This is a genomic window from Variovorax sp. KBW07 (genome assembly GCF_003852515.1).
Classification (GTDB): Bacteria; Pseudomonadota; Gammaproteobacteria; order Burkholderiales; family Burkholderiaceae_C; genus Variovorax.
On the sequence record NZ_QAJK01000075.1, the window covers coordinates 58506 to 71513 of the forward strand.

The following is a 13008-nucleotide window of genomic DNA, read 5'->3' on the forward strand; positions in this document are numbered from 1 at the left end:
GCCAGACGTGTCAGAGCAGGGGCGCGGCCGGACGCAGACGCACGGCCCATGCCACCAGCAGCGCCGGGAACTGGGTGATGGCGGTGTTGTAGTGCCCCACCGCCAGGTTGAACTGGCTGCGGGCAATTTCCGCGGCGGCCGAAGGCTCGGGCCATGCAATCGGCTCGACGGCGCTGGGCGCCACGGCCACGGTGCCCGGCTGCAACTGCGCCGGACGCGAGAGCGTGCCGTCGGCGTCGAAGACCGTCACCGCATCGGGATGCTGGCGCTGCCACGCACCGATCCACACCTGCAGCGCGGTCGCCAGCGCGGCCATGCCGCCGGCATCGAGCGGATGCAGCCGGGTCGCGCCAAGCAAGGTGGCCATCTGCGTGGTGGCCGCCTGCAGCGGCGCGATCGACGACAACAGCTGTTCGTTCGCCGGCGCCTCGGCCGACGGAGCGGCGGTGATGCTGGCCTGAACGAAATCCAGCTGTTTGCCCAGCGCCGCATCGAGGGTGGCGTAGGCCTGCAGCACGGTTGCGCGCAAACGCACCAGCCGGTTGTAAGCGCCGACAAACCAGAACAGCACCACTGCGATGACGATCCAGCTGGCCAGCGATTCGGGCAACACGCTCATCGACGAAGTCCCATTGAAAACACAAAGAAAAACGCCCCCCAACCGTGAGCGGTCGGGGGGCGTGGGATACCGGTCATGGCCGGTGATGCTAACCAGTTATTCGGTCGCGGCGCCTTCGCTGGCGTCGGCCGTGCTGGTCGCTGCATCGCTGTCGCCGGAGCCTGCCAGTTCAGCAGCTTCCGACTCGGCGATGGCGCGGCGCTCGGCCTCGTCCATGGCGTCCTTGACCTTGCGGGCCTGGTGGTAAGCCATGCCGGTGCCTGCGGGAATCAGGCGGCCGACGATGACGTTTTCCTTCAGGCCGCGCAGCTCGTCGCGCTTGCCCATGATCGCGGCTTCAGTCAGCACGCGGGTCGTTTCCTGGAACGACGCCGCCGAGATGAACGAGTCGGTCGAGAGCGATGCCTTCGTGATACCCAGCAGCAGGTTGGTGAACGTCGCGGGGATCTTGCCTTCGGCGCGCAGGGCGTCGTTGGTGTTGAGCATTTCGCTGCGTTCGACCTGTTCGCCGGAGATGTAGCCGGTCTCGCCGATGTTGTCGACCACGACGCGACGCAGCATCTGGCGAACGATCACCTCGATGTGCTTGTCGTTGATCTTCACACCCTGCAAGCGGTACACGTCCTGCACTTCGTCCACGATGTAGCGTGCCAGTTCTTCCGAACCCAGCAGGCGCAGGATGTCCTGCGGGTCTGCCGGACCGTCGACCACGGACTCGCCCTTGTTCACCACCTGGCCTTCGTGCACCAGGATGTTCTTTTCCTTCGGCACGAGGTCTTCGTAGACGCCGCCTTCGGGATCGGTGATCTGCAGGCGAATCTTGCCCTTGGTCTCCTTACCGAACGACACGGTGCCGGTCATTTCGGCCAGCATGCCCTTGTCCTTCGGCGAACGGGCTTCGAACAGCTCGGCCACGCGCGGCAGACCACCGGTAATGTCGCGGGTCTTCTGGCCTTCGACCGGAATACGCGCCAGCACTTCGCCGGGGCCCACGTCCTGGCCGTCGCGGATCTGCACCAGTGCGCCGATGGGGAAGCCGATGGTCACCGAGTGGTCGGTGCCCGGGATCTTCACTTCCTGGCCTTGTGCGTCGATCAGTTTCACCTGCGGGCGAACGACCTTGGCAGCGCCGCGGCGCTTCGGATCGATCACGACCAGGGTCGACAGACCGGTCACTTCGTCCACCTGCTTCGCAACCGTGAGGCCTTCCTCGACGTTTTCGAACTGCGTCTTGCCGGCGAATTCCGTGATGATGGGGCGCGTCAGCGGATCCCAGTTGGCAAGCACGTGGCCGGCCTTGATCTGCTGATCGGCCTTGACCGCCAGGATCGCACCGTACGGCACCTTGTGGCGTTCGCGCTCGCGGCCGTGTTCGTCATGAATGACGATCTCGCCCGAACGGGAAATCACGACCAGGTCGTTCTTGCTGTTCGTCACGTAGCGCATCGTGGCGTTGAAGCCGATCGAGCCGTTCGACTTGGCTTCCACGCTCGAAGCGATGGCAGCGCGCGAAGCGGCACCACCGATGTGGAAGGTACGCATCGTCAGCTGCGTGCCGGGTTCGCCGATGGACTGGGCAGCGATCACGCCGACGGCTTCGCCGATGTTGATCAGGCCGCCGCGGCCCAGGTCGCGTCCGTAGCAGGTTGCGCAGATGCCGAAACGGGTTTCGCAGGTCAGCGCGGTACGCACCTTGACCTCGTCGACGCCTTGCGCCTCGAGCTCTTCGATGTTGTCTTCGTCGAACATCTCGCCGGCCTTCAGCAGCACCGAGCGGTTTTCCGGGTGCAGCACGTCGTCCGCGGCCGAGCGGCCCAGGATACGGTCGCGCAGCGACTCGATCACTTCACCGCCTTCGACGATGGCGCGCATCAGGTAGCCGTTGTGCGTGCCGCAGTCTTGCTCGGTGACGACCAGGTCTTGCGTCACGTCGACCAGACGACGGGTCAGGTAGCCCGAGTTCGCCGTCTTCAGCGCCGTGTCGGCCAGACCCTTACGGGCACCGTGGGTGGAGATGAAGTACTCCAGCACGTTCAGGCCTTCGCGGAAGTTCGCGGTAATGGGCGTCTCGATGATCGAGCCGTCCGGCTTGGCCATCAGGCCCCGCATACCGGCCACCTGGCGAATCTGGGCCGCGGAACCGCGGGCACCCGAGTCGGCCATCATGTAGATGGAGTTGAATGACTCCTGCTCGACGTCCTTGCCATGGCGATCGATGACGCGCTCCTTGGAGAGCTTGGCCATCATGACCTTCGACACTTCGTCGCCGGCCTTGCCCCAGATGTCCACCACCTTGTTGTAGCGTTCGCCGGAGGTCACCAGACCGGACACGTACTGCTGTTCGATCTCCTTCACTTCCTTGGCCGAGCGCTCGATGATGCCGTGCTTTTCAGCGGGCACCAGCATGTCGTCGATGGCGATCGAGATACCGGCCTTGGTTGCCAGGCGGAAGCCGTTCTGCAGCAGCTTGTCTGCGAAGACGACGGTTTCCTTCAGGCCGCACTTGCGGAACGAGACGTTGATGAGCTTGGAAATTTCCTTCTTCTTCAGCGCCTTGTTGATGTTCGAGAACGGCAGGCCCTTCGGCAGGATCTCGGACAGCAGTGCACGGCCCACGGTGGTGTCCACCAGCGAGGTCGACGGCGTGAACACGCCGGTTTCCTTGTCCTTGGTGTACTCCGTGATACGCACAGCAACGCGAGCGGTCAGCTCGACTTCGTTGGCGTCGAGCGCGCGCTGGACTTCACCGATGTCGGAGAAGATCAGGCCCTCGCCCTTGCCGTTGATGCGGTCGCGGGTCGTGTAGTACAGACCCAGCACCACGTCTTGCGAAGGAACGATCGACGGTTCGCCCGAAGCCGGGAACAGCACGTTGTTGGAGGCCAGCATCAGCGTGCGGGCTTCCATTTGCGCTTCCACCGACAGCGGCACGTGGACGGCCATCTGGTCACCGTCGAAGTCGGCGTTGAATGCCGCGCAGACGAGCGGGTGCAGCTGGATGGCCTTGCCTTCGATCAGGATGGGTTCGAAGGCCTGGATGCCCAGGCGGTGCAGCGTGGGCGCACGGTTCAGCATCACCGGGTGCTCTTTGATCACCTCTTCCAGGATGTCCCAGACCACCGGCGTGCCCGATTCGACTTCCTTCTTGGCAGCCTTGATCGTCGTCGCGATGCCCATGGCTTCGAGGCGCGAGAAGATGAAAGGCTTGAACAGTTCGAGCGCCATCAGCTTGGGCAGGCCGCACTGGTGCAGCTTGAGCGTCGGGCCCACCACGATGACCGAACGGCCCGAGTAGTCGACGCGCTTGCCCAGCAAGTTCTGGCGGAAACGACCACTCTTGCCCTTGATCATGTCGGCGAGCGACTTGAGCGCGCGCTTGTTGGCGCCCGTCATGGCCTTGCCGCGACGACCGTTGTCCAGCAGCGAGTCGACAGCCTCTTGCAGCATCCGCTTTTCGTTGCGCGCGATGATTTCCGGAGCCTTCAGCTCCAGCAGGCGGCGCAGACGCGAGTTGCGGTTGATGACGCGGCGATACAGGTCGTTCAGGTCGGAGGTCGCGAAGCGGCCGCCGTCCAGCGGCACCAGCGGACGCAGGTCCGGCGGCAGCACGGGCAGCACGTCCAGCACCATCCACTGGGGCTTGATGCCCGACTTGCGGAAAGCTTCCAGCACCTTCAGGCGCTTGGAGTTCTTCTTGACCTTGACTTCGGAGCCGGTCAGGTCACCGCGCAGGCGTTCGATCTCGCTGTCGAGCTCGATGCCTTCCAGCAGGTCCTTGATGCCTTCGGCGCCCATCTTGGCAACGAATTCGTCGCCGAATTCCTTGCGCTTGGTGTCGTAGTCGTCCTCGGACATGATGCCGAACTTCTTCAGCGGGGTCATGCCGGGGTCGGTGATCACGTAGGCTTCGAAGTACAGCACGCGTTCGATGTCGCGCAGCGTCATGTCGAGCACGAGGCCCAGGCGCGACGGCAGCGACTTCAGGAACCAGATGTGGGCGCAGGGCGCGGCCAGGTCGATGTGACCCATGCGCTCGCGACGCACCTTGGTCTGCGTGACTTCAACGCCGCACTTCTCGCAGATGACACCGCGGTGCTTCAGGCGCTTGTACTTGCCGCACAGGCATTCGTAGTCCTTGATGGGCCCGAAGATCTTGGCGCAGAACAAGCCGTCGCGTTCGGGCTTGAAGGTGCGGTAGTTGATCGTCTCCGGCTTCTTCACTTCGCCGAAAGACCACGAACGGATCTTCTCGGGCGAAGCCATGCCGATCTTGATGGCATCGAAATGCTCATCCGGCGTGAATTGCTTGAACAGGTCGAGTAAAGACTTCATGTGATTCTTTCCTGCTTATGAACGTTCGAGTTCGATGTCCAGGCCGAGGGAACGGATTTCCTTGACCAGCACATTGAACGATTCCGGCATGCCGGCTTCGATGGAGTGTTCGCCCTTGACGATCGACTCGTAGACCTTGGTGCGGCCGACCACGTCGTCGGACTTCACCGTCAGCATTTCCTGCAGCACGTAAGCGGCGCCGTAGGCTTCCAGTGCCCACACTTCCATTTCACCGAAGCGCTGGCCACCGAACTGGGCCTTGCCGCCCAGCGGTTGTTGCGTGACGAGCGAGTACGGACCGGTGGAACGGGCGTGCATCTTGTCGTCGACCAAGTGGTGCAGCTTCAAGAAGTGCATGTAGCCGACGGTGACGGGACGCTCGAACTGGTCGCCGGTGCGGCCGTCGTACAGGTACGCCTGGGTGCGCGTATCGGTCAGGCCCTTGAGCTTGGCGATGTCGTCCGGGTAGGCGAGCTTCAGCATGCCGCGGATTTCTTCTTCCGAAGCACCGTCGAACACTGGCGTGGCGAACGTGGCGCCGGTCGTCAGGTTGGCTGCCATGGCGAGCAGCTCCGAGTCGCTCAGCTGGCTGAGGTCTTCCTTGCGGCCCGAGCCGTTGTACAGCTGTTCCATGAACTTGCGCAGCTCGGCCACCTTGGCTTCTTGCTGCAGCAGGTCGCCGATGCGCTGGCCGATGCCCTTGCCGGCCCAGCCCAGGTGCACTTCGAGAACCTGGCCCACGTTCATCCGCGAGGGCACGCCCAGCGGGTTCAGGCAGATGTCGCACGGCGTGCCGTCGGCCATGTGGGGCATGTCTTCGACCGGAACGATCTTCGACACCACACCCTTGTTGCCGTGGCGGCCGGCCATCTTGTCGCCCGGTTGCAGGCGGCGCTTGACGGCCAGGTAGACCTTGACCATCTTGAGCACGCCCGCGGGCAGCTCGTCGCCCTGCGTGAGCTTCTTGCGCTTTTCTTCGAACGCGAGGTCGAAGCTGTGGCGCGTTTGCTCCAGCGAGTTCTTGATCGACTCGAGCTGGGTTGCCACTTCGTCGTCCGCCGGGCGGATGTCGAACCAGTGGAACTTCTCGACCGACGACAGGTAGGCCTTGTCGAGCTTGGTGCCCTTGGCCAGCTTGTTCGGGCCGCCGTTGGCGACCTTGCCCGTCAGCAGCTTCTCGATACGGTCGAACGCGTCGGCTTCGACGATGCGAAGCTGGTCGTTCAGGTCGAGGCGGAAGCGCTTGAGCTCGTCGTCGATGATCTGCTGGGCGCGCTTGTCGCGCGTGATGCCTTCGCGGGTGAACACCTGCACGTCGATCACGGTGCCTTGCGAGCCCTGGTCGACACGCAGCGACGTGTCCTTCACGTCGGAAGCCTTCTCGCCGAAGATGGCGCGAAGCAGCTTCTCTTCAGGCGTCAGCGTGGTCTCGCCCTTCGGCGTGACCTTGCCCACCAGCGTGTCGCCCGGCTGCACTTCGGCACCGACATAAATGATGCCGGATTCGTCGAGGCGATTGAGCTGCTGCTCGGCCAGGTTCGGGATGTCGCGCGTGATTTCTTCGGCACCCAGCTTGGTGTCGCGAGCCATCACTACCAGTTCCTCGATGTGGATCGAGGTGTAGCGGTCTTCGGCGACGACGCGTTCGGAGATCAGGATCGAGTCTTCGAAGTTGTAGCCGTTCCACGGCATGAACGCGATCAGCATGTTCTGGCCCAGGGCCAGTTCGCCGAGGTCGGTCGATGCGCCGTCGGCCACCACGTCGCCCTTGGCGATCTTGTCGCCGCGCTTGACGATCGGGCGCTGGTGGATGTTGGTGTTCTGGTTCGAACGCTGATACTTGATCAGGTTGTAGATGTCCACACCGACTTCACCGGCAGCCGCTTCGGCGTCGTTCACGCGCACCACGACACGGGTCGCATCGACGTAGTCGACGATACCGCCACGGGTGGCCGTGACCACGGTGCCCGAGTCGACCGCGGAGACGCGCTCGATACCGGTACCGACCATCGGCTTTTCGGGGCGCAGCACGGGCACGGCCTGACGCTGCATGTTGGCGCCCATCAGCGCGCGGTTCGCATCGTCGTGCTCCAGGAACGGCACGAGCGAGGCAGCCACCGACACGATCTGCGCGGGCGACACGTCCATGTACTGGATGCGCTCGGCACCCACCAGGATCGATTCGCCGGCTTCACGCGCGGAAACCAGGTCACCGGTCAGCACGCCGTCCTTGTCCAGGGCCGCATTGGCCTGGGCGATGACGTACTTGCCTTCTTCGATGGCCGACAGGTAGTCGATCTCGTTGGTGACCTTGCTGTCGATCACGCGACGGTACGGCGTCTCGATGAAGCCGTATTCGTTCAGGCGGGCGTACAGGGCCAGCGAGTTGATCAGGCCGATGTTCGGGCCTTCAGGCGTTTCGATCGGGCACACGCGGCCGTAATGGGTCACGTGCACGTCGCGCACTTCGAAGCCTGCACGTTCACGCGTCAGACCACCCGGGCCAAGAGCCGACACGCGGCGCTTGTGGGTGATTTCGGACAGCGGGTTCGTCTGGTCCATGAACTGCGACAGCTGCGACGCACCGAAGAATTCCTTCAGCGCGGCCGAGATCGGCTTGCTGTTGATCAGGTCGTGCGGCATCAGCGGCTCTTGCTCCGCTTGACCCAGACGCTCCTTTACGGCCTTCTCGATACGGGCCAGGCCGGTGCGGTACTGGTTTTCGGCCAGCTCGCCGACGCAACGCACGCGGCGGTTGCCCAGGTGGTCGATGTCGTCGACTTCGCCGTTGCCGTTGCGCAGGTCAACGAGGATCTTGACCACGGCCAGGATGTCTTCGTTGGTCAGCACCATCGGGCCGGTCGATTCGTCGCGGCCGACCTTGGCGTTGAACTTCATGCGGCCCACGCGCGACAGGTCGTACGTGTCCGGGTTGTAGAACAGGCGCTGGAACAGCGCTTGCACTGCGTCTTCGGTCGGCGGCTCGCCGGGGCGCATCATGCGGTAGATGGCCACGCGCGCTGCGAACTCGTCGACGGTTTCGTCGATGCGCAGCGTTTGCGAGATGTACGCGCCCTGGTCCAGTTCGTTGGTGTAGATCACCTGAACGTCTTGAACGCCGGCGGTGCGCAGCTTCTTGAGCAGCGCTTCCGTCAGTTCGTCGTTGGCCTTGGCCAGGATTTCACCGGAGTCGGCGTCGACGATGTTGCGGGCGATGACGCGGCCGACCAGGAAGTCTTCCGGCACGCTGATGTGCGTGGTGCCGCCTTGTTCCAGCTCGCGCGTGTGGCGCGCGGTGACGCGCTTGTCCTTGGCGACCACGACCTTGCCCGACTTGTCGGTGATGTCGAAGCGCGCGACTTCGCCACGCAGGCGCTCGGAGACGAACTCCATCTGCGCGCCGCTGTCCATCAGGCGGAAGTTGTCGTTCACGAAGAAGTTCGCGAGGATCGATTCCGGGTTCAGGCCGATGGCCTTCAGCAGGATCGTGACCGGCATCTTGCGGCGACGGTCCACGCGGAAGTACAGCATGTCCTTCGGGTCGAACTCGAAGTCGAGCCACGAGCCGCGGTAAGGAATCACGCGGGCCGAGAACAGCAGCTTGCCCGAGCTGTGCGTCTTGCCCTTGTCGTGTTCGAAGAACACGCCCGGCGAACGGTGCAGCTGCGACACGATGACGCGCTCGGTACCGTTGATGATGAACGAACCCTTTTCGGTCATGAGCGGCACTTCGCCCATGTAGACCTCTTGTTCCTTCACTTCCTTGACCACCTTCGACTGCGACGTCGACGACTCGCGGTCATAGATGATGAGCTGAACCTTGGCGCGCACGGCCGAGGCGAAGGTCAGACCGCGGGTCTGGCATTCACGCACGTCGAAAGCCGGTTTCGCGAGGTTGTACTCGAGGAACTTCATCTCGACAAAACCGTTGTGCGAGACGATCGGGAAAGCGGCGTCGAATGCGGCCTGCAGGCCTTCGACGGTGCGCTGTTTGGGGGCGATGCCGGCTTGCAGGAACGCGGTGTACGCGTCTTTCTGCATCTGCAGCAGGTAGGGAATTTCAACGACGCTGTCGCGGTTGCCGAAACTTTTTCGGATGCGCTTGCGTTCTGTGTAGGTATAGGCCATGAGAGCTCCGGAGCTTGAGATCTTCAGCGACTTGGTTCGCGTGCAAATGCACCACTCCTTGGCGGCTGGCCACTACCAGCCGTTGGCGGACGGTGATGCATTGCACATCACCCGAACCAAGGGGTCTTCTGCAGTCGGGGTCAGAAGACACTCAAAAACCGCGTCGCAACGTCGGCTTTTGGGTGCGCTCTGAAAGCGGCAAAGGCTGGAGGGCCTTTTCAGGCGCCTCCAGCCCTCTAGGGGGTCTGAATTACTTCAGTTCCACCTTGGCGCCGGCTTCTTCCAGCTTCTTCTTTGCGGCTTCAGCGTCAGCCTTCGACAGGCCTTCCTTGACAGCCTTGGGAGCGGCTTCCACCAGGTCCTTGGCTTCCTTGAGGCCCAGGCCGGTGATTTCGCGCACGGCCTTGATGACCGACACCTTGTTCGCGCCGACATCGGCCAGCACGACGTTGAATTCGGTCTGTTCTTCAGCGGCTGCGGCAGCGGGGCCTGCAACTGCGGGGCCTGCCATGGCGGCAGCGCTCACGCCAAACTTCTCTTCGATGGCTTTCACCAGTTCGTTGAGTTCCAGGACCGTCATGCTGTCGAGCGCGGTCAGAAATGCGTCTTTATCGAATGCCATTTTTGTTTCCTAACAATTGGTTGAATATTTCAAACGCCGGCCGCTTACGCGGGCTGCGCTTCGGCTTCTGCCGGTGCATCGGTTGCGGGTGCTGCCGCGCCTTCGCCACGCTTCGCGGCCAGCGCCGCGAGAACGCGTGCCGTACGGGAAATCGGGGACTGCATCAAGCCCAGCAGTTGCGCCAACAGCACTTCCTTCGAAGGGATGCTTGCGAGCTGCTTCACGCCGTTCACGTCCAGGACCTTGCCGCCAAACGCGCCACCGCGAATCACCAACTTGTCGTTGGTCTTCGCGAAGTCGGCCACCACCTTGGCGGCGGCCACTGCGTCTTCGGAAAAGCCGTAGATCAGCGGGCCGGTCATCTGGTCGCCAATGACTTCGAATGCGCTGCCAGCAACAGCACGGCGTGCCAGCGTGTTCTTGAACACGCTGAGAGTCACACCCTTGCTGCGTGCTTCAGTACGCAGTTTGGTCATATCGGCAACCGTGATGCCACGGTATTCCGCCAGCACGAGCGTTTGAGCTTTTGCGGCGAGGCTGGTCACATCACTGATGACCGCTTCTTTCTCACTGCGATTCAGACTCAAGGTCTACTCCTTTTAATGCGATCTTCGGCCGGAGCCTCGGATCGCGCTTTCATGCAGCGACCAACTGTTTCGGAACAAAAATCAAATTCCTTGCAGTGGGGTCGCCATCTGCGCTGATTGCCGGACAAAAGGTCCGGCGATTAAGTGCAGGCACCCTGCACACCAGCGGTCTTGGATGGCTCGTGGCAACCGAAGCTGCCGCGACCCACCACATTCGCCCCGCCCTTTCGGGCAGAGCCAATCTCTTTAGCTCGCCGAGATGGTTTGCGTGTCCACGCGGACACCCAGACCCATGGTCGACGACACAGCCACCTTGCGCAGGTACACGCCCTTGCTGGTCGCCGGCTTGGCCTTGACCAGAGCGTCGATCAGCGCGGCGAGGTTGCCTTGCAGCTTGTCGGTGTCGAACGAGCGACGGCCGATCGTGCCGTGGATGATGCCGGCCTTGTCGACGCGGAACTGGACCTGGCCAGCCTTGGCGTTCTTGACAGCGGTTGCGACGTCGGGCGTCACGGTGCCAACCTTGGGGTTGGGCATCAGGCCGCGCGGGCCGAGGATCTGGCCGAGCGTACCGACGACGCGCATGGCGTCAGGCGCAGCAATCACGACGTCGAAAGGCATGTCGCCAGCCTTGACCATGGCAGCCAGGTCGTCCATGCCGACGATGTCGGCGCCGGCGGCCTTGGCTTCTTCAGCCTTGGCGCCTTGGGCGAACACAGCCACGCGCTTGGTCTTGCCGGTGCCGTTGGGCATCACGACGGCGCCACGCACCACCTGGTCCGACTTCTTCGCGTCGATGCCAAGTTGCACGGCCACGTCGATGGATTCATCGAACTTGGCGGTGGCGGCTTCTTTCACGAGACCGATGGCGTCAGCCAGTGCGTACAGCTTGTTGCTGTCGACCTTGCCTGCGAGCGCTTTTTGCTTCTTGGTGATCTTGGACATTTACACGCCCTCCACAGTCACGCCCATCGAACGGGCGGAGCCGGCGATGGTGCGAACAGCTGCGTCCAGGTCGGCAGCAGTCAGGTCCTTCATCTTGGCCTTGGCGATGTCTTCGAGCTGAGCGCGCGTGATCTTGCCGACCTTGACGGATTGCGGCGTGGCCGAACCCTTTTCAAGCTTGATGGCCTTCTTGATCAAGGTGATCGCCGGGGGCGTCTTGATGATGAAGGTGAAGCTCTTGTCAGCGAACGCGGTGATGACCACCGGCAGCGGCAGACCCGGCTCGACGCCTTGGGTTTGCGCATTGAACGCCTTGCAGAACTCCATGATGTTCAAACCACGCTGGCCCAGTGCGGGACCGATGGGTGGTGACGGGTTGGCCTTACCAGCTGGCACTTGCAGCTTGATGAAGCCGACGATTTTTTTCGCCATGCTTTGCTCCTTGCGGGTGATATCGCCTTGGCTTTCGCCGCGGCTCCCCGGGGTTGAACGACTCTTCGATCAAGGCCGCGCACCGAGTCGGATAGCGCGCAGCCGGAAATGGGTTCGGGCCTTGCGGCCCGGGGCTCAGGTTTTTTCGACCTGGCTGAATTCGAGTTCGACGGGTGTCGAGCGGCCGAAGATCATGACCGACACGCTCACCTTGCTCTTCTCGTAGTTCACGTCTTCGACCGTGCCGTTGAAGTCCGTGAACGGGCCTTCCTTGACGCGCACGAACTCGCCGACGATGAACTCCACCTTGTGGCGCGGCTTCTCGGTGCCCTGCTGCATCTGGCTGACGATGTCCTCGACCTCTTTCTGCGAGATCGGGGCCGGACGGTTCTTGGCGCCGCCCACGAAGCCCGTCACCTTGTTGGTGTGCTTCACCAGGTGCCAGCTTTCGTCGTCCATGATCATTTCGACCAGCACGTAGCCCGGGAAGAAGCGGCGCTCGGTGGTGCGCTTCTGGCCGTTCTTGATTTCAACCACTTCTTCGGTCGGAACCAGGATGCGGCCGAACTTGTCCTGCATGCCGGCGCGGTTGATGCGCTCCAGGATGTTGCGCTCGACAGCCTTCTCCATGCCCGAATAGGCATGGACCACATACCAACGCAGATCGGGGTTGGCAGCGGGAGCCAGAATCGGAGTGTTTTCCTCTTCCGGCGTGGTTTCAACTACGTCGTCGGTCATTTCTTATTTTCTCCAGCCCAGAATGAGGTCGAAAAACACCCATTCGAGCGTCTTGTCGGTGAGCCAGAGGAAGACGGACATGATCGCCACGAAGGCGAACACATAAGCCGTCATCTGCATTGTTTCCTTGCGGGTCGGCCACACGACCTTCTTGACCTCGCGCCACGAGTCGCGGCCAAAGGCCCACAACTGACGGCCATTCTCCGAACTGCCGAAAGCGCCCACAGCGGCGGCCAGGCCGACCAGCAGCGCAGCCCACTGGACCAGCGAGCCTTGGCGCGAGAGCAGATAGAACGCCACGATGGCACCCACTGCCAGCACAACAGCCGCAGCCAACTTGGCCTTGTCTGCGCCGGTGCTCACGGTTTCGATTTGAGAAGTGGCCATGGTTGGCTGATTTCCTGTGCCTTTCGGCCTTCAATTCAATGCGTCTCTTGAGACGCCGAAGCCCGTCGGGACGCGACGGGCTTTTTTCGGGGTGCCACCTAGGTGGCAGGGGCAGTAGGAATCGAACCTACAACCTTCGGTTTTGGAGACCGACGCTCTGCCAATTGAGCTATACCCCTCCGGTACTCTTTACGCTTGGCTTAGATGTCGAGGATCTT

Annotated in this window: 9 protein-coding genes and 1 tRNA gene; all 10 read right to left on the reverse strand. The window is 62.6% G+C overall.

Annotated elements, in window-relative coordinates; all coding sequences use genetic code 11:
- Window positions 1–10: 10 nt before the first annotated feature.
- The 10 genes from DBV14_RS16500 to DBV14_RS16545 all read right to left on the reverse strand — a co-directional run bounded on the left by DBV14_RS16500 (window position 11) and on the right by DBV14_RS16545 (window position 12969).
- Window positions 11–619, reverse strand: a complete 609-nt coding sequence (locus tag DBV14_RS16500) for a lema family protein (RefSeq protein WP_124460240.1) — start codon at window positions 617–619, stop codon at window positions 11–13.
- A 96-nt stretch (window positions 620–715) separates the two neighbouring features.
- The gene (gene rpoC, locus DBV14_RS16505) at window positions 716–4951 is read right to left on the reverse strand and encodes a DNA-directed RNA polymerase subunit beta' (protein ID WP_124460241.1); all 4236 of its coding nucleotides are present in this window, start codon (window positions 4949–4951) and stop codon (window positions 716–718) included.
- 15 nt (window positions 4952–4966) lie between these two features.
- Window positions 4967–9079: a DNA-directed RNA polymerase subunit beta gene (rpoB, locus tag DBV14_RS16510; protein ID WP_124460242.1), complete on the reverse strand. Its 4113-nt coding sequence runs from the start codon at window positions 9077–9079 to the stop codon at window positions 4967–4969.
- 250 nt (window positions 9080–9329) lie between these two features.
- Window positions 9330–9701, reverse strand: a complete 372-nt coding sequence (gene rplL, locus DBV14_RS16515) for a 50S ribosomal protein L7/L12 (RefSeq protein ID WP_124460243.1) — start codon at window positions 9699–9701, stop codon at window positions 9330–9332.
- Between the two features lie 44 nt (window positions 9702–9745).
- A complete protein-coding gene (gene rplJ, locus DBV14_RS16520) occupies window positions 9746–10288 on the reverse strand; it encodes a 50S ribosomal protein L10 (protein ID WP_124460244.1) in 543 nt (180 codons plus the stop codon).
- A gap of 246 nt (window positions 10289–10534) precedes the next feature.
- Window positions 10535–11233: a 50S ribosomal protein L1 gene (gene rplA, locus DBV14_RS16525; RefSeq protein WP_124460245.1), complete on the reverse strand. Its 699-nt coding sequence runs from the start codon at window positions 11231–11233 to the stop codon at window positions 10535–10537.
- The gene (rplK, locus tag DBV14_RS16530; protein WP_124460246.1) at window positions 11234–11665 is read right to left on the reverse strand and encodes a 50S ribosomal protein L11; all 432 of its coding nucleotides are present in this window, start codon (window positions 11663–11665) and stop codon (window positions 11234–11236) included.
- Between the two features lie 135 nt (window positions 11666–11800).
- Window positions 11801–12403, reverse strand: a complete 603-nt coding sequence (nusG, locus tag DBV14_RS16535; protein WP_124460247.1) for a transcription termination/antitermination protein NusG — start codon at window positions 12401–12403, stop codon at window positions 11801–11803.
- 3 nt (window positions 12404–12406) lie between these two features.
- Window positions 12407–12790 (reverse strand): preprotein translocase subunit SecE, encoded by a 384-nt coding sequence (secE, locus tag DBV14_RS16540; RefSeq protein ID WP_124460248.1) that lies wholly within the window; start codon window positions 12788–12790, stop codon window positions 12407–12409.
- Between the two features lie 103 nt (window positions 12791–12893).
- A tRNA-Trp gene (locus tag DBV14_RS16545) sits at window positions 12894–12969 on the reverse strand.
- Between the last annotated feature and the right edge of the window lie 39 nt (window positions 12970–13008).